The following is a 16012-nucleotide window of genomic DNA, read 5'->3' as shown; positions in this document are numbered from 1 at the left end:
GCCGGTCGCCGTTGCCTGGGCAGTCAGGGAAACGATTACCCCGGGGAGGCGCGGTGGACGGCGGCGCGGCGGCGAGTGACGGCTCCTCAGCGGCCGAGGTCGGAGCCCTCCGGGACCGCGTGACCGCGCTCGAACAGGAGCGCGCCCGTCCGCCCCGGCACCGGGGCCGCTCCTCGCTCGCCGCCGTCCTCATCGTCCTCGGCTGTCTGCTCGCCCCGCTCTCCGTCGTCGCCGCGTGGGCGTCCGACCAGGTCGGGGGCACCGGCCGCTACGTGGACACGGTCGCCCCGCTCGCCTCCGACCCGGCCGTCCAGGACGCCGTGGCCGACCGGGTGACCGACGCGCTCATGCCCCGGATCGACCTGTCCGCCCTGCTGTCCCAGGTGTCGCCGGACGACCGGCCGCGACTGGAGAAGGCCCTCGGGCGCCTCGGCGGCTCGCTGGAGGACGCGGTCCGCGCCCTGGTCCACGAACGGGCGCGCGCGGTCGCCGCTTCGGACGCGTTCGAGAAGGTGTGGACCGAGGGCAACCGGCGGGCGCACCGGGCCGTCGACAAGGCGCTGACCGGGAAGGGCGGCGGCGCGGTGGAGCTGACCGACGACGCCGTCACGCTGGACCCGGCCCCCGTCGTCGACCACGTGAAGCAGCAGCTGGTGGACCGGGGCATGGCGCGGAAGCCGGGCGGCACGTCCGCCTGAGAGAGGAGCGAGGAGATGGCGGGAGTCGACGCGGACGCCGTCCGCAGGATGACCGACGCGCTGTTCATCGAGCGGGGGCTGCGCAGTCCGAGCTCGACCCGGTTCTGGGGGCTGCTCGTGCTGGCCGCCGTCATCGCGAGCGCGGGGGTCGTCGGGGACTCCACGGCCACGGTGATCGGGGCGATGATCGTCGCCCCGCTGATGACGCCGATCCTGGGCTGCGCGCTGGCGCTGGTGCTGGCCCGCCGGCGCCAGGTGGTGCGCTGTCTGCTGCTGGTGACCGGGGGCGCGCTGGCGGTGGTGGCGATCGGGATGGTCCTGGGCTGGATCGCCGCCCCGCCGGACGCCTTCGCCTCCAACAGCCAGGTGTCCTCGCGGATCAGCCCGCGCCTGATCGACCTGCTCGCCGCGCTGGCCACCGGCACGGTCGGCGCGTTCGCGCTGGTCCGGGCCGACATCTCGGACACGCTGCCGGGTGTGGCCATCGCCATCTCGCTGGTGCCGCCGCTGGCCGTGACGGGGCTGCTCCTGACGGTGCACCGCTACCACGACGCCGGGGAGTCCGCGCTCCTGTTCGCGACCAACGTGGCGGCGATCGTGGCCACCGGGACCGTGGTCTTCCTCTGCTACGGCGTACGGGCGGGCGCCGAGCGGGCGGGCATGCGGGTCGGGCGGTTCCGGGGCCGGACGCTCGTGGCGGTGGCCTGTGTCGTCGTGCTCGTCGCCGTCCCGCTCACCACCGGCACGATCCGGGTCGCCCACGACCGCCTGCTGGCCGCCGACGCCCGGCCGGTCGCGGAACGGTGGGCGGCGACCGGGAAGTGGCAGATCGCGTCCGTGGAGGCGCGCAACGGCACCGTCGTCATCGGTGTGCTCGGCCTGCCGCCGCAGCCCGCGCCGACCGCGCTGCGCGAGGCGCTGGACGACCACGGCATGCGGGACGCCGACCTCGAACTCCATCTGGTCGGCGGGCGTACGCACTGGTGCCCGGCGGACACGGACACCTGCACGGTACGGAAGGGCGGGAGCGGCTGACCGGGGTCAGCGGCGGCGGCCCGGCTCACCCGACGGCGCGCAGCCGCCGCCAGACCGCCTTCGCCGCGTGGTGGCCGGACATGCCGTGCACCCCGGGGCCGGGCGGGGTCGCCGAGGAGCAGAGGAAGACCGCGGGGTGCGCGGTGGCGTACGGTACGCGGGCGAGCTTGGGGCGGATGACGGTCTGGAGGCCGGCGAAGGCGCCGCAGGCGATGTCCCCGTCCACGTAGTTCGCGTTGCGCTTCGCGATGCCGGGCGGGCCGGCGACCGCGCGGGCGAGGACCAGGTCGCGGAAGCCGGGGGCGAACCGCTCCAGCTGGCGTTCGATGACCTCGGTCGCGTCGCCCTGCCAGCCCGCCGGGACATGCCCGTACACCCAGAAGACGTGCTTGCCCTCGGGGGCGCGGGAGGGGTCGACCAGGCTGGACTGGGCGGTGATCAGGAAGGGGACGCGGGGGTCTCGGCCGTCCACCGCCCGGCGCAGCGCGTCGTCGATCTCTCCCGCGGTGGGGCCCAGGTGCACGGTGCCGGCCCGGCGGGGCTCCTCGGCGGTCCAGGGCACGGGTCCCGACAGGGCGTAGTCGATCTTGAAGCAGGAGGCGCCGTACCGGTACCCCTGGTAGGCGCGGCCGAGGCCGGCGATCCGGGCGAGGGCGGTCGGCGAGGTGTCGAAGACGTAGGCGCGGGCGGGCGGCAGTTCGTCCAGGCGCTTGACCTCCGTGCCGGTCGTGAGGGTGCCGCCCAGCTCCCGGAGGTAGGAGGCGAGGGCGTCGGAGATGGCCTGGGAGCCGCCGCGCGGCACGGGCCAGCCCCGCTCGTGCGCGGCGAGCGCGAAGAGGAGGGCGATGCCGCCGGTGGCGAGGCCGTTCGTCGGCGCGATGGCGTGCGCGGCGAGACCGGCGATGAGGCCGCGCGCCTTCTCGCCCCGGAAGCGGCGGGAGAGCAGCGTGGCGGGCTGGATCGCGTCGAGCCCGAAGCGCGCCCAGCGGTACGGGTCGTGGGGCAGCCCGTCCCACGGGGTGCGCAGGAAGTCCCGGGCGAGGGTGTCCCAGTGGCCGAGGTAGGGGGCGAGGAGGCGGCGGTAGGCGCCCGCGTCGCCGGGGCCGAGCGACATCGCGGTCTGTCCCACCGAGGCGGCGAGCACGGCGGCGGTGCCGTCCGGGAAGGGGTGGGCGAGGGCCAGGTCCGGCTGGATCCACTCCAGGCCGTGCCGCTCCAGGGGCATCGCGTCGAAGGCCGGGGAGCCTATGGCCAGGGGGTGCACCGCCGAGCAGGGGTCGTGCCGGAAGCCGGGGAGCGTCAGCTCCTCCGTACGCGCGCCGCCGCCGGCCGCGGGTCCGGCCTCGAAGACCTGGACGGCGAAGCCCCGGCGGGCCAGTTCGACTGCGGCGGTCAGTCCGTTGGGGCCCGCGCCCACCACGACCGCATCGAGCATCGACGGCACCTTCGGACTCCTTAGTCAGCCGACGGTCGGAGCACCCAGGATATTCGCAGGCACCGACGGCCCGGGGGCGGGTAGTGTCCTCGCCCGATGACCTCAGACGACTTCGCCGGGCCCGGCGATTCCGCGATGACCGCCAGGATCGCCGAGATGGCCGCCCGGCTGACCCGGGTGCCCGGCATCCGGGCCGTCCTGCTCGGCGGCAGCCGGGCCCGGGGCGCCCACCGCCCGGACTCCGACTGGGACCTGGGCGTGTACTACCGCGGTACACCGGACACCGCCGCCCTGTCCGCACTGGCCGCCGCCTTCCAGGGCTCCCCGGTCGAGGTGACCGGCCCCGGCGGCTGGGGGCCCTGGGTGAACGCGGGGGGCTGGCTGCGGGTGGACGGCGTCCAGGTCGACTGGATTCTGCGCGACCTGGACCGGGTCGAGCGGGTCTGGGCCGACTGCCGGGAGGGCCGCTTCGAGGTGGGCGTCCAGCCCGGCCATCCGCTGGGCTTCTGGTCGCCGGCGTACCCGGGCGAGGTCGCCCTCGGGCGCGTACTCTCCGACCCCGGCGGGGAGTTGACGGCCCTGAAGCGGGAGACCTCGGTCTACCCGGAGCCACTGCGCGCGGCGCTGGCCGCCGCGGCCTGGGAAGCGGACTTCTCGGTGGCGGCGGCCCGCAAGTCGGCCCCGTCGGGCGACCGGCTGCACGTCTCCCTCTGCCTGTCCCGGGCCTTCGGCATCCTCGCCCAGGCGCTCCACGCCCATCACCGCGCCTGGTGCCTCAACGAGAAGGGCGCCCTCGCGGCGACCGCCGCCCTGCCCGGCACCCCGCCGGGCTTCGCGGACCGGGTGGGCGCGGCGCTGCGGGGCCTGGACGCGGCGGCGGTGGAGACGGCGGCGGATCTGGTGCGCGAGGTGCGGGCGGTGCTGGGGGGCGGGGTCGGGCTGGGGTGAGCCGGGGCGAGGGTGGGCGCCGGCCTCGGCGATGTCCGCTTCAGTAAGGACCGGTCTCGGCAACGACTTCCTGGGCCGCGGTTCGCAGCTCTTCCGGGAGGCAGACCTGACGTCGCGTGCGGTGCGCCTTCAGCGACAGCGGCCCCAGTGCCCGTTCCTCGCCGCCCGGTACCCGAGTGACCAACGCCGTACTCACCGCCCACCCTGAAGCCGCCGTGCGGCTGGCATGGTATTTTCCGGCATCGATTCGATAGAACATTCCTGCCCGGATGGTCTCCCGGGATTCCCTGTGTGTCCTCACCAATTCTTCGGTCGGCGTCAGCACGTCAACCGCCCCCTCGCCCAAGATGTCGAAGACCCGGTACTCCGGGTCGTCGAGGCACGGGGCGGCCCCCACCACGGTGTTGGTCATATCCCCCTGGTGCACATAGCTGATCAGGTCCCAGGCGTGCATGTGGTAGGGAGACGTGGTCAAAATCTCCCACGCCGACACCTCCGGCCACAGATGAAGGCGGAGAACGGAGTCGGGCCGGCGATCCAATTGCACGTACAGAAACCCCAGCGGATGACGCAGCACCGGGTGGCTTGTCCACCCGCCGGCCATTTCCCGCAGAGCCCGGTCGGTCAGCTCGCCGGCCGCGTCGGGGTCTTCCTGTGCCATCGCGCGGCGAAGTTCCGACATGTCCACACCCATAGGCTCCCCCCTGGAATAGCTGCGTGCACACCTCAGGAAATCCGACGCATGTCCCGGTACATCGACTTCAAATAGTCAGAAAATTCTTCGACCTCAGAATCGTACTCCCTGCGCCAGCCATCGATGTCCGCCTGAGTCACAGTCCTCCCGAGCACGCCCGCGAGATGCTGAGCCAGGAAGTTATCGTCCTGCTCGGGAAGAAATGTCACCGACTTGTCGCTCGAGATATCAAAGCGGCGGAGGAGATCCAGCCGGAGCGTCTTGTAGAGGAACGATCCCGCGGGGAAACGCAGAGATTCCGGCATTTCCATGGACCGGGATCGGGGGCTGCCGTACCAGGCGACATAGACGGAATCATCGAAGATCTCGTAGCGGTGAACCGCTGTGTCCTCTACATACAAGAGATTCACCGGACAGTACCTGCGGTAGTCGAAAAGCGAAACCACGGTAATAATGAGCTCCTGCCGCAGCTTGCTCTCCAGATCCTGCACATCCATTCCCTGGAAGCGCTCCCAGGGGACCCTGTCGGCCGCTCGCCGCTGAATGGCCCGCGGATCTCCGGGGCTCAGCATCGCGACCTTCACCTGTTGCGGATAGTGAGTTGATTCGCGCAAGCGCGCTGCGACATATCGAGCACTGGGGCCGCGAAACGCATAGAATCCGGTCTTTTCCAGACTGCGCGTCATGTCGGTGTTGAACCGGTGACCGTATTCACCGTTCTTCGGGTCGAGCGGAGGATACACCGCATCCGGAAGAAATTCCTTATTTCCCTGCGCAACCGCCGAAGCGAGTTTGTGCGCATGATCGCCGAAGCTCTCCTCCAGCGAGTCCTGGAGACTCCGCTCCTGGACTCGCCCGCTCAGCCAGGAGAAGATCACAGCGAAGATCACGCTAGCGATCAGATTCTGACCGAGGTTGGAGAGGATCTGCTCCCGTGTCAGCCCGTGATCCAGACCGAGGAGGAAGATTCCGACAACCAGGACCACCAGACTGGCTGTCCAGAACGCGTAGTCCACCAGGCTTCTGCGAAGACTGCGCCTGCTCGTCGCCACTGGCCCTCCCGCTACCGACTCCTACCGCCACGTGACCGCGTTCCCCACCGCGGAGGCGCTCCAGAGTGTACGCCGGACCGGGCCGGGCAAGGCACTGGTCCCAACGCCCTTGCGAATGGCGGAAGTTCGTCCGCGATCGGCAGCAGTGACCCCCGGCGCAGCGGAGCCGGGGGTCACTGACGGGCCGGTCCGGTCAGCCGTTGACCGTCCACTTCTGGTTGGCCGTTCCCGCACAGGTCCAGATCTGCAGCGGGGTGCCGTTGGCCGAGTTGTTGCCCGTGACGTCCAGGCACTTGTTCGCCTGGGGGTTCACGATGTCGCGGGCCCCGCTGACCGCCCACTTCTGCGCGGCCGTTCCGTTGCAGTCCCAGAGCTGGACCTTGGTGCCGTCCGCCGTGCCGCCGGAGGCCACGTCGAGGCACTTGCCGAGGGCCCGGATCGTGCCGTCGGCGCCCACGGTCCACTTCTGCGCGTCGGTGCCGTTGCAGTCGTAGAGCTGGACCGGGGTGCCGTTGGCGGTGTTCGCGGCGGCGACGTCCACGCACTTGCCGGCGAGCCCGGTGATCCGGCCGCCCGTGGCGGGGGGCTGGCTGTCGTTGGTGGTGACGCGGACGTGGTCGACCACGAGCTGGCTGGGGAAGGCGGTGCTGCCGTCGGGGTCACCGGGCCAGTAGCCGCCGACCGCCAGGTTCAGGATCAGGAAGAACGGCTTGTTGAACGCCCAGGCGTTGCCGTTGGTGTCGGCGGGGGTGCGGCGCTGGTAGACGTTGCCGTCCACGGACCAGGTGATGGAGTCGGGGGCCCAGTCTACGGCGAAGGTGTGGAAGGCGTCCGCGAACGCCTGGCCGTTCGGCAGGGTGTAGCCGGCGCCGATGCCCCCGGAGCCGGAGTAGCCGGGGCCGTGCAGGGTGCCGTGCACGGTGGACGGTTCGAAGCCGACGTTCTCCATGATGTCGATCTCACCCGAGTTGGGCCAGCCCACCTGCCCGATGTCGCTGCCGAGCATCCAGAAGGCGGGCCACATTCCCTGGCCGCGCGGGATCTTCATGCGCGCCTCGACGTGCCCGTAGGCCTGGGTGAACTTGCCGGAGGTGTTCAGCCGGGCCGAGGTGTACTGACAGGTGCCGTACCAGCACTGGTAGTTGGCGGGGTTCTCCTTGCGGGCGGTGATGACCAGATGGCCCTGGCCGTCCAGCGCCGCGTTCTTGTTGCCCGAGGTGTAGTACTGCCGCTCGTGGTTGTTGACGTTGTCGCCGGTCTCGATCTGCCACTTGCTGCCGTCCACCGCTGAACCGGCCGCGCCGTCGAACTCGTCGGAGAACGTGGTCGTGGCGGTCGCCGCGGCCTGCGACATCGGCGCGGCGTCCGCCGGGGCGGTGCCTTCGGTGCCGGCCAGGCCCGCGGTGGCCAGGGCGAGGGCGAGGGCTGGGAGTACGGAGCGCAGCAGGCGCCGCGAAAGGCGTGGGGAGTCCATGACTCTCCCTTCCGGTGTGTATGGGGGAGGGAAGGGGTACCCCGCCGCACACATGAAAGTCATGTGCATGACAGGTCGAGCAGCCACGGTCGGGCGGACCCGGGGCACTTGGTTCGCCACATGATTTAAGAAGTGAAGAAAGCCGGTGTCAAGGGTTTGGTACGGACCACAGGAGTCGAAGTGACCGCGCGCCGGCCGCGCGCCCCGGCCCGCCGGACTATTCCGTGCGACGGTGGCGTTGTGACTGGCCGAAACCCGTACGAGGCGGACGGGCCGGGTGGAAGTGGAGGCAGGGCCGTGCACGGTGAGTACAAGATCCCCGGCGGAAAGCTGGTCGTGGTGGACCTGGAGGTCGAGGGCGGCGCCCTGCGCGACGTCCGGGTGGCCGGTGACTTCTTCCTGGAGCCGGACGAGGCGATCCTCGCCATCGACGCGGCCCTGGAAGGCGCCCCGGCGACCACCGACACGGTCGCCCTCGCGGCCCGGATCGACGCGGCGCTGCCGGAGTCGACGGTGATGCTCGGCCTCACGTCGGAGGGCGTCGCCGTCGCCGTGCGCCGGGCGCTGGCGCAGGCCACGGAGTGGAGCGACTACGACTGGCAGCTCATCCACGACGCCCCGCAGTCCCCCGCCCTGCACATGGCCCTGGACGAGGTCATCACGGCGGAGGTCGCGGCCGGCCGGCGCCCGCCGACGCTGCGGGTGTGGGAGTGGGACGCGCCCGCGGTGATCATCGGCAGCTTCCAGTCGCTGCGCAACGAGGTGGACGCCGAGGGCGTCGAGCGCCACGGCGTCACCGTCGTCCGGCGGATCTCCGGGGGCGGCGCGATGTTCGCGGAGCCGAGCAGCACCATCACGTACTCGCTGGCGGTGCCGCAGTCCCTGGTCTCCGGGCTCTCCTTCGCGGACAGCTACGCCTACCTGGACGACTGGGTGCTGGAAGCCCTCGGGGACATGGGCATCAAGGCGTGGTACCAGCCGCTCAACGACATCGCCACCGAAGTCGGCAAGATCGCCGGGGCCGCGCAGAAGCGCGTGGTCGGCCCGGGCGGCGGCCCGGGCGCGGTGCTGCACCACGTGACGATGTCGTACGACATCGACGCGGACAAGATGCTGGAGGTGCTGCGCATCGGCAAGGAGAAGATGTCGGACAAGGGCACCAAGAGCGCCAAGAAGCGCGTGGATCCGCTCCGCCGGCAGACCGGTCTGCCGCGCCAGGCCGTCATCGAGCGCATGATCGAGTCCTTCCGCAGCCGGCACGGACTGACCCGGGGCGGAGTGACCCCCGAGGAGCTGGCCCGGGCCGAGGAGCTGGTCCGTACGAAGTTCGCGAACGACGAGTGGACCGCCCGGGTGCCTTAGCCGAGGGGCGGCGGCCTGTGGTCCTGCCAGCGCCGGTCCGCCTCCAGCTGGGCCGCCAGCGAGACGAGCCGTTCCTCGCTGCGCGACGGGCCGAGGAGCTGGGCGCCGACCGGGAGGCCGTCCGGGGTGAAGCCCGCCGGGACGTTGACACCGGGCCAGCCGAGCACGTTCCACGGCCAGGCGTACGGGCACGCCTCGGTCATCGCCACATCGGTGCGCCACGCGCTCAGCCCGTCGAACCGGCCGATCCGGGGCGGCGGCGCCGCGGTCGTCGGGGTCAGCAGCACATCGAAACCGGCGCCGCCCGGCCCACGGTGGAACAGCGCCCCGATCCGCCGGTGCTGGTGCACCTCGCGCGCCCGGGCCGCCCGCACCACCCTGCCGCCCAGCCGGGTGCCGGTGCGCAGCGCGCTGCGGGTGCGCGCGTCCAGGAGCGCCGGTTCGGGGTGCAGGGCGGCGAGCTCGGCGATGCCCGCCGTGGCTCGGGGCACGAAGCCGAGGCCGATGAGCCCGTAGCGCGGCCTGGCCTCCTCGACGTGGTGGCCGAGCCGGGCCAGCGCCTCCGCGGTCGCGGTGACCGCGCGGCGCACGTCCCGGTGGGGCGCCGCGCCGGTGAGGGTGAGCGGGGGCCGCCAGGCGAGGGCGATGCGCAGCCGGCCCGGGTCGCGGCGGGCGGCGGCCGAGGTGTCGACGGGCGGCGGGCGGTGCGGGTCCTCGGTGTGCGGCCCGGCGACGGCGTCGAGGAGGAGGGCGGCGTCCTCGACGGTCCTGGCCAGCGGCCCGTTGACGGTGAGGCCCTGGAACGCGTCGCTGTGCGGGTGCACCGAGATCCGGCCGCGCTGCGGTTTGATGCCGACGAGGTGGGTCCAGGCGGCGGGGATGCGGATGGACCCGGCGCCGTCCGAGCCGAGGGCGGCGGGCACCAGTCCGGCGGCGACGGCGGCGGCCGAACCGCCGGACGAGCCGCCCGGGGTGTGGCCGGTGTGCCAGGGATTGCGGGTGGCGCCGAACGCGGCGCCCTCGGTGAACGGCCACTGGCCCAGCTCGCAGGAGTTGGTCTTGCCGACGATCACGGCCCCGGCCGCGCGCAGCCTGCGTACGGCCTCGCTGTCGGCGCCCGCCGCCGCCCGCTGACCGGCGCAGCCGAAGTGGGTGGGCATGCCGGCGACGTCCGTGTCGTCCTTCACCGCGACGGGCACCCCGAGCAGCGGCAGCCGCTCCCCCGCCGCGAGCCTGCGGTCGGCCTCCGCGGCCTCGGCGAGCGCGGCCTCGGCGCGCAGCTCGCGGAAGGCGTTGAGGGTGCCCTGGCTCGCCTCGATCCGGGCCAGGGCGGTGGTGACGAGCGCGGTGGAGGTGGTCCGGCCGTCCGCGAGGGCCCGCACGCTCCCGGCGAGCCCGCGCGGGGCGGCCGGGTCCTGGGCGTCCCGGTCCGGTGCGGGTTCTTCGGCCGTTCGGGTGGGCGGGGCTGAGGACATGGGCGGCTCGCCTCCTCGTACCGTCAGGTGCGCACGTACACCTGTCCGCGCGAACGGACTTACTGGAGGGTAACGAGTGGGCGCGCCGCCCTCAACCGTTGTGCGCCGCTCTTGACCGCTGGGCGCCGCCCTTGACCGCTGGGCGCCGCCCTTGACCGCTGGGCGCCGCCCTCAACCGTTGCGCGCCGCTCTTGACCGTTGTGCGCCGCCCTCAACCGTTGTGCACCGCTCTTGACCGCTGGGCGCCGCCCTCGACCGTGCGGGCCGGTGTGCTTACGGCCGCACGCTGATCTCGCCGATGCCCGTGCCCAGGCCGGCGCAGTGCGCGGTGGACTGGCCGGACTGGCCCGGGGCGAGGGTGACGTGCTCGCCGTCCACGTCGGGGGACCAGCCGCAGACCAGGTGGACCCAGAAGGTCTGGGTGGTGGAGCCGTTGTTCCGGCACAGCGCGAAGCCGGTGTAGTCGTCCACGGCGTGCTTGCCGGTGTCGCAGGACAGACCGGGCGGCGTGGCGGCGGCCGGGGCGGCGACGGCGAGACCGCCGGCCGCGGCGAGGGCCGCGGACAGGCCGGTGACGGCGGCGCGGCGCAGCGCGGTGCGGGACAGGCTCCCCAGGGTCTTCTTCATGGTGACCTTTCGGTGGTGACCGCCCGTGACCGCCGGGGCGGCACGCGTACGGTCGCGTTCGACTCTGGCGCGGGCGGAAGCAGGAGCTCGGCCGCCCGCGGTCTGCCTAACCGGCGGCGCCGGAAAACGTCACGCTGCGTATGCGCCGTCCGGGGGGCGCTCCGGGGGCGCCTTTGCCGAACGGGCGGCGTTCACTCCTCCGGCGTACGCTCGACGGGACCGGACCGCAGTCGTCCGGACGCCCCACCACGACCCTTCGCACCGAGGAGGCGACGTGACCGGTTCACGACTCGGCACCCGCCCGGCCGCGTGGGCCGCCGCGTTCCTGATCGGCGCCGGCGGTACCGGCGTCCTCGGCGGCGTGGCCCACGCGGAGGACATCGACCATCTCACCGCCCAGCAGATCGCCGACCGCTCCCGGGACGCGCTGCTCGGCGCGGAGTCCCTGCACGTGTCCACCCGGGGTGACCTGGGCAAGGGCACCCCGTCCATGTCCCTGGACCTGGCCGTGGACCGGCACGGCAACTGCAACGGCTCGGTGGACCTGGGCCGGAGCCAGGGCTCGGTGCTGATCGTCAAGCGCGGCGACGACGTGTGGCTGAAGCCGGACGCGGACTTCTGGAAGAACCAGGTGCCGAACGGCGGTTCGGCCTTCGCGGCGATCGTTGGCGACCGCTATCTCAAGGCCCCCGCCGACAGCCCCCGGCTGCGCGCCCTGACGAAGGCGTGCGACCTCAACACCTTCCAGAAGCTGGTCGGCGACAACGCGAACGACGACTCCGGCACCCTCAACAAGGGCGCGAAGACCACCGTCGGCGACAAGTCCGTGATCCCGCTGACCCGGATGCGCGGGGACATGACGCTGACGGTGGACGTGGCGGCGACCGGCAAGCCCTATCCGCTGCGGCTCTCGCTGCAGGGCGGGGACGACGCGGACGCGGTGGTGAACTTCTCGGACTTCGACGTACCGGTGCCCAGGAACACGCCGTCGCCCGCCGAATCGTACGACGTCAGCGCCCTGCTGAGCCGGACCTCCGCTCCGTCGTGACCCCCGCCATCAGGGCCGCGTACACGACGAGCGAGGCCGCGAGGCCCACCGCCCAGCCGTAGTCCGCGAGCGGCTTCAGGAACGGGATGACGCCGTCCGCCGGGAACGGGCCCTCCCCCGGCTTCGAGTGGGAGCCGCCGACCGCGAGGAAACCGCCGGCCGCGAACGCGGCGACGGCCCGCCAGTTCCAGCCGCCCGTGTACCAGTAGCGCCCGCCGGGGCGGTAGAGGTCGGCGAGGTCGAGCACCGTGCGCCGGACGATCCAGTAGTCGGCGATCAGGATGCCGGCCACCGTACCGAGCAGCCCGCCGACCAGGCCGAGCCAGGTGAAGATGTACAGCTCGGGCGTCTCGGTGAGCTTCCACGGCATGATGACGACGCCGACGACCCCGGTGATCAGCGCCCCGGTACGGAAGCTGATGAATTTCGGCGCGAGGTTGGCCAGGTCGTACGCGGGTGAGACGACGTTGGCCGCGATGTTGACGGAGACGGTCGCGACCAGGACGGTCACGAGGGCGTAGAGGAGTCCGAAGACGTTGTCGGTGTGGGCGACGAGCTCGACCGGGTCCCAGACGGCCTTGCCGTAGACGGCCTGGGAGCCGGAGGTGACGAGCACCGAGAGGAGCGCGAACAGGGTCATCGTCGTCGGCAGTCCGAGCGACTGACCCCGGATCTGGGCCCGTTGGCCCGCCCCGAAGCGGGTGAAGTCGGGGATGTTCAGGGAGAGCGTGGCCCAGAAGGCGATCATGCCCATCAGGGACGGGAAGAAGACGGGCCAGAAGTCCCGGCCCCAGCCGAGCTCCGACGGCTGGTCGAGCAGCGGTCCAAAGCCTCCGGCCTTCACCGCGATCCACACCAGGAGCACCAGCGCGCCGACGATCACGAAGGGCGCCGCCCAGTTCTCGAACCGGCGCAGCGCCTCCATCCCCCGGTAGATGATGGCGAGTTCGAGCGCCCAGAAGAGGACGAAGCACAGCCAGAGCGTCCAGGGCTGCCCGCCCACCTCGGACGCCTCGGCCCAGCCGCCGAACACCTTGCCCAGCAGCGTGAAGATGCCGACGCCGCCGATCCAGGTCTGGATGCCGAACCAGGCGCAGGCGACCGCCGCCCGGATCAGGGCGGGCAGATTGGCGCCGCGCAGCCCGAACGAGGCCCGGGCCAGCACCGGGAAGGGGATGCCGTACTTGGGCCCGGCATGGCCCGTGAGGAGCATGGGCCCGAGCACGATCAGGTTGGCGAGCGCGATGGTGAGGACGGCCTGCTTCCAGTCCATGCCGAGCGCGACGAGGCCGGAGGCGAGCAGCCAGGACGGGATGTTGTGGGCCATGCCGACCCACAGCGCGGTGAAGTTGTACGTGGTCCACACGCGCCGTGCCAGCGGGACGGGCAGCAGGTCGGCGTTGACGAACCGGTTGTCGTCGGGGACGGCGCCGGGGGCGAGTTCGACGCGGTCGGAGGAGGCCGGTATGGGGTCCGGTGAGGAGGGCGGGGAGGAGGGGGCGGTCGATGTCATGGCGGCTGGACCCTTCGCTCGGGACGGTGCCGTGCGGGGCGGGGCGCGGGGTTTTCGCGTACGACCGGGAGGTGCGTTCGACCGTGGGGGGCCGGTCAGCCGGTGAGGGCGGGGATGACGGCGGAGCCGTAGGCGTCGATGGTGGCCTCGCGGGCGTCGTGCATGTTGTACACCGCGAACTGGTCGACGCCCAGGGCCTTGAGGTGCCTCAGCCTCTCGACATGGGCGGCGGCCGGGCCGAGCAGGCAGAAGCGGTCGACGATGGTGTCGGGGACGAACGCGGTGTCGGGGTTCCCGGCGCGCCCGTGGTGGCTGTAGTCGTAGCCCTGCCGGTCCTTGATGTACGCGGTCAGCTCGTCCGGGACCAGGCCCGAGTGCTCGCCGTACCGTGCGACGAGGTCGGCGACGTGGTTGCCGACCATCCCGCCGAACCAGCGGCACTGGTCCCGGGCGTGGGCCAGGGCCTCGGGCGAGTCGTCGTCGGTGACGTAGGCGGGGGCGGCGACGCAGATGGTGACGGCGTCCGGGTCGCGTCCGGCCTCGGCCGCCGCGTCCCGTACCGCCTTGACCATCCACTCGGTGAGGTAGGGGTCCGCGAGCTGGAGGATGAAGCCGTCGGCCTTCCGCCCGGCGAGCGCGAGGGCCTTGGGGCCGTAGGCGGCCATCCAGACGGGGAGCCTGCCGTCCTTGATCCAGGGGATGCGGACGGGGCTGCCGTCCACCTCGGCCTCGCGGCCCTCCGCCAGGTCCCGGATGACGTCGATGGCCTCGCCGAGCCGGGCCAGGGTGTGGGGGGCGCGCCCGGCGACGCGCATCGCGGAGTCGCCCCGGCCGATCCCGCACACGGTCCTGTTGCCGTACATGTCGTTGAGGGTGGCGAAGGTGGAGGCGGTGACCTCCCAGGTGCGGGTGCCCGGGTTGGTGACCATGGGGCCGACGATGAGCCGGTCGGTGTGTTCCAGGATGCTGCTGTAGATGACGAAGGGCTCCTGCCAGAGCACCGCCGAGTCGAAGGTCCAGCCGTGGCGGAACCCGTTGCGTTCGGCGCGGCGCATCAGGCTGATCACGGCCGATGCGGGCGGGTCCGTCTGGAGGACGAGTCCGAAGTCCATGCCCGTTGCTCCTAGTTCAGAAACTGACAGGTGGCGCGTGGGGTGTAGATGCCGTGGCCGGCCCGGCCGGTGTACGTGCGGCTGTCGATGACGACCTCACCGCGCGAGAGCACCGTCTCGACCCGGCCGGTGAGCTGCTTGCCCTCGTACGCCGAGTAGTCGACGTTCATGTGGTGGGTCTCGGCGGACACGGTCTGCCGGGCCGCCGGGTCGTACACGACGATGTCCGCGTCCGCGCCGGGCGCGATCGTGCCCTTCTTCGGGTAGAGGCCGAACATCCGGGCCGGGGACGCGCAGGCGATCTCGATCCAGCGGCGCCGCGAGATGTGGCCGTCGACCACCGCCTGGTGCAGCAGGTCCATGCGGTTCTCGACGCCCGGCATGCCGTTGGGGATCTTCGAGAAGTCGCCCCGGCCCATCTCCTTCTGCCCCGAGAAGCAGAAGGGGCAGTGGTCGGTGGAGACGACCTGGAGCTCGTTGTTGCGCAGCCCGCGCCACAGGACCTCCTGGTGCTCCCGGGGCCGCAGCGGTGTGGAGCATACGTACTTGGCGCCCTCGAAGTCCGGTTCGGCGAGGTTGTCGGTGGACAGGAAGAGGTACTGCGGGCAGGTCTCGCCGAAGACGGGCTGCCCCTTGTGGCGGGCGGCGGCGATCTCGGCGACGGCCTCGTCGGCGGAGACGTGCACGACGTACAGCGGCGCTCCCGCGACCCGGGCGAGCTGGATCGCGCGGTGCGTGGCCTCCGCCTCCAGCGCCACCTTGCGCACGTCGCCGTGGTAGCGGGGGTCCGTGCGGCCTGCGGCGAGGGCCTGCTCCACCAGGACGTCGATGGCGATGCCGTTCTCCGCGTGCATCATGATCAGGCCGCCGTTGGACTCGGCCCGCTGCATGGCGCGCAGGATCTGCCCGTCGTCGCTGTAGAAGACCCCGGGGTAGGCCATGAACAGCTTGAAGGACGTGATGCCTTCGCCGACCAGGAGGTCCATCTCCTTGAGCGAGGACTCGTTCACGTCCGCGAGAATCATGTGGAAGGCGTAGTCGATGGCGCAGTTGCCGTCCGCCTTGGCGTACCAGGTGTCCAGGCCCTCGCGCAGGGGGCGGCCGACGGACTGGATGGCGAAGTCCACGATGGTGGTGGTGCCGCCCCAGGCCGCGGCGCGGGTGCCGGTCTCGAAGGTGTCGGCCGCGTAGGTGCCGCCGAACGGCATCTCCATGTGGGTGTGGGCGTCGACGCCGCCCGGGATGACGTACTTGCCGGTGGCGTCGATGGTCCGGGCGGCGGTCCAGCCGGCCGCCTCGTCGCTGTCGTGGGCGGCGAGCGCGGCGATCCGGCCGCCGTCGACGAGGACGTCCGCGTGCATCTCGTCCGACGCGGTGACGACCAAGCCGCCGCGGATGACGGTACGGCTCATGGGTACCCCTCCTCGTTGTGCTGGTGGAGCGCGGGTGCGGGGCCGGCCCCCCCCCCCCCCCGGTGGCCGGGGGCCGCCCCCCCCCCCCCCCCCGGCGGCGCGGGGGTGCGCGCCCCCAGACCCCGCC

14 protein-coding genes are annotated in these 16012 nt (G+C 72.2%); 5 read left to right on the top strand and 9 right to left on the bottom strand.

Annotation, left to right across the window (positions count from 1 at the left end; genetic code table 11):
- The first annotated feature begins 53 nt into the window (after window positions 1-53).
- The gene (locus tag FKN01_RS28225) at window positions 54-698 is read left to right on the top strand and encodes a hypothetical protein (protein ID WP_260697043.1); all 645 of its coding nucleotides are present in this window, start codon (window positions 54-56) and stop codon (window positions 696-698) included.
- Window positions 699-713: 15 nt separating this feature from the next.
- Window positions 714-1733 carry a DUF389 domain-containing protein gene (locus FKN01_RS28220; protein WP_143625480.1) on the top strand — a complete coding sequence of 340 codons (1020 nt, stop codon included), beginning with the start codon at window positions 714-716 and terminating at the stop codon, window positions 1731-1733.
- A 25-nt stretch (window positions 1734-1758) separates the two neighbouring features.
- Here FKN01_RS28220 and FKN01_RS28215 read toward each other — a convergent pair whose 3' ends face one another.
- Window positions 1759-3168, bottom strand: a complete 1410-nt coding sequence (locus tag FKN01_RS28215) for a phytoene desaturase family protein (protein ID WP_398933338.1) — start codon at window positions 3166-3168, stop codon at window positions 1759-1761.
- A gap of 96 nt (window positions 3169-3264) precedes the next feature.
- On the opposite strand from FKN01_RS28215, the gene FKN01_RS28210 reads away from it, so the two are divergent.
- Window positions 3265-4116, top strand: coding sequence for a nucleotidyltransferase domain-containing protein (locus FKN01_RS28210; RefSeq protein WP_398933336.1), 852 nt, complete (start codon window positions 3265-3267; stop codon window positions 4114-4116).
- Window positions 4117-4156: 40 nt separating this feature from the next.
- On the opposite strand, the gene FKN01_RS28205 is transcribed toward FKN01_RS28210, so the two are convergent.
- From FKN01_RS28205 to FKN01_RS28195, 3 genes are all read right to left on the bottom strand, one after another.
- Window positions 4157-4804 carry a hypothetical protein gene (locus FKN01_RS28205; protein ID WP_143625472.1) on the bottom strand — a complete coding sequence of 216 codons (648 nt, stop codon included), beginning with the start codon at window positions 4802-4804 and terminating at the stop codon, window positions 4157-4159.
- Between the two features lie 38 nt (window positions 4805-4842).
- Window positions 4843-5826 carry a hypothetical protein gene (locus FKN01_RS28200; RefSeq protein ID WP_143625470.1) on the bottom strand — a complete coding sequence of 328 codons (984 nt, stop codon included), beginning with the start codon at window positions 5824-5826 and terminating at the stop codon, window positions 4843-4845.
- 229 nt (window positions 5827-6055) lie between these two features.
- Complete coding sequence (locus FKN01_RS28195; RefSeq protein WP_143625468.1) at window positions 6056-7336, bottom strand: glycoside hydrolase family 16 protein; 1281 nt, start codon at window positions 7334-7336, stop codon at window positions 6056-6058.
- 297 nt (window positions 7337-7633) lie between these two features.
- Between FKN01_RS28195 and FKN01_RS28190 the strand changes: the two genes are divergently transcribed.
- The gene (locus FKN01_RS28190) at window positions 7634-8698 is read left to right on the top strand and encodes a biotin/lipoate A/B protein ligase family protein (RefSeq protein WP_143625466.1); all 1065 of its coding nucleotides are present in this window, start codon (window positions 7634-7636) and stop codon (window positions 8696-8698) included.
- Here FKN01_RS28190 and FKN01_RS28185 read toward each other — a convergent pair.
- Both FKN01_RS28185 and FKN01_RS28180 read right to left on the bottom strand, forming a co-directional pair.
- The gene (locus tag FKN01_RS28185; RefSeq protein ID WP_143625464.1) at window positions 8695-10173 is read right to left on the bottom strand and encodes an amidase; all 1479 of its coding nucleotides are present in this window, start codon (window positions 10171-10173) and stop codon (window positions 8695-8697) included. The genes FKN01_RS28190 and FKN01_RS28185 overlap by 4 nt on opposite strands.
- Window positions 10174-10446: 273 nt before the next feature.
- Window positions 10447-10800: a hypothetical protein gene (locus FKN01_RS28180; protein ID WP_143625463.1), complete on the bottom strand. Its 354-nt coding sequence runs from the start codon at window positions 10798-10800 to the stop codon at window positions 10447-10449.
- Between the two features lie 274 nt (window positions 10801-11074).
- On the opposite strand from FKN01_RS28180, the gene FKN01_RS28175 reads away from it, so the two are divergent.
- Window positions 11075-11848, top strand: a complete 774-nt coding sequence (locus tag FKN01_RS28175) for a hypothetical protein (RefSeq protein ID WP_143625461.1) — start codon at window positions 11075-11077, stop codon at window positions 11846-11848.
- Here FKN01_RS28175 and FKN01_RS28170 read toward each other — a convergent pair.
- From FKN01_RS28170 to hydA, 3 genes are all read right to left on the bottom strand, one after another.
- Window positions 11811-13361 (bottom strand): NCS1 family nucleobase:cation symporter-1, encoded by a 1551-nt coding sequence (locus tag FKN01_RS28170; protein ID WP_143625459.1) that lies wholly within the window; start codon window positions 13359-13361, stop codon window positions 11811-11813. The genes FKN01_RS28175 and FKN01_RS28170 overlap by 38 nt on opposite strands.
- 95 nt (window positions 13362-13456) lie before the next feature.
- Window positions 13457-14473, bottom strand: coding sequence for a TIGR03842 family LLM class F420-dependent oxidoreductase (locus tag FKN01_RS28165; RefSeq protein ID WP_143625457.1), 1017 nt, complete (start codon window positions 14471-14473; stop codon window positions 13457-13459).
- An 11-nt stretch (window positions 14474-14484) separates the two neighbouring features.
- Complete coding sequence (gene hydA, locus FKN01_RS28160) at window positions 14485-15885, bottom strand: dihydropyrimidinase (RefSeq protein ID WP_143625455.1); 1401 nt, start codon at window positions 15883-15885, stop codon at window positions 14485-14487.
- Window positions 15886-16012: the final 127 nt, after the last annotated feature.

The sequence above is a fragment of the Streptomyces sp. 130 genome, from assembly GCF_007096885.1.
GTDB lineage: Bacteria > Actinomycetota > Actinomycetes > Streptomycetales > Streptomycetaceae > Streptomyces.
The sequence above is the reverse complement of the archived record's forward strand: the minus strand, read 5'-3'. Positions and strand labels throughout refer to the sequence as shown.

Bases quoted from the DNA above. Each gene is read 5' to 3' on its own strand.
- hydA (WP_143625455.1), bottom strand. From the start codon at position 15,885: ATGAGCCGTACCGTCATCCGCGGCGGCTTGGTCGTCACCGCGTCGGAC.
- FKN01_RS28165 (WP_143625457.1), bottom strand. From the start codon at position 14,473: ATGGACTTCGGACTCGTCCTCCAGACGGACCCGCCCGCATCGGCCGTG.
- FKN01_RS28180 (WP_143625463.1), bottom strand. From the start codon at position 10,800: ATGAAGAAGACCCTGGGGAGCCTGTCCCGCACCGCGCTGCGCCGCGCC.
- FKN01_RS28220 (WP_143625480.1), top strand. From the start codon at position 714: ATGGCGGGAGTCGACGCGGACGCCGTCCGCAGGATGACCGACGCGCTG.
- FKN01_RS28170 (WP_143625459.1), bottom strand. From the start codon at position 13,361: ATGACATCGACCGCCCCCTCCTCCCCGCCCTCCTCACCGGACCCCATA.
- FKN01_RS28210 (WP_398933336.1), top strand. From the start codon at position 3,265: ATGACCTCAGACGACTTCGCCGGGCCCGGCGATTCCGCGATGACCGCC.
- FKN01_RS28215 (WP_398933338.1), bottom strand. From the start codon at position 3,168: ATGCTCGATGCGGTCGTGGTGGGCGCGGGCCCCAACGGACTGACCGCC.
- FKN01_RS28195 (WP_143625468.1), bottom strand. From the start codon at position 7,336: ATGGACTCCCCACGCCTTTCGCGGCGCCTGCTGCGCTCCGTACTCCCA.
- FKN01_RS28185 (WP_143625464.1), bottom strand. From the start codon at position 10,173: ATGTCCTCAGCCCCGCCCACCCGAACGGCCGAAGAACCCGCACCGGAC.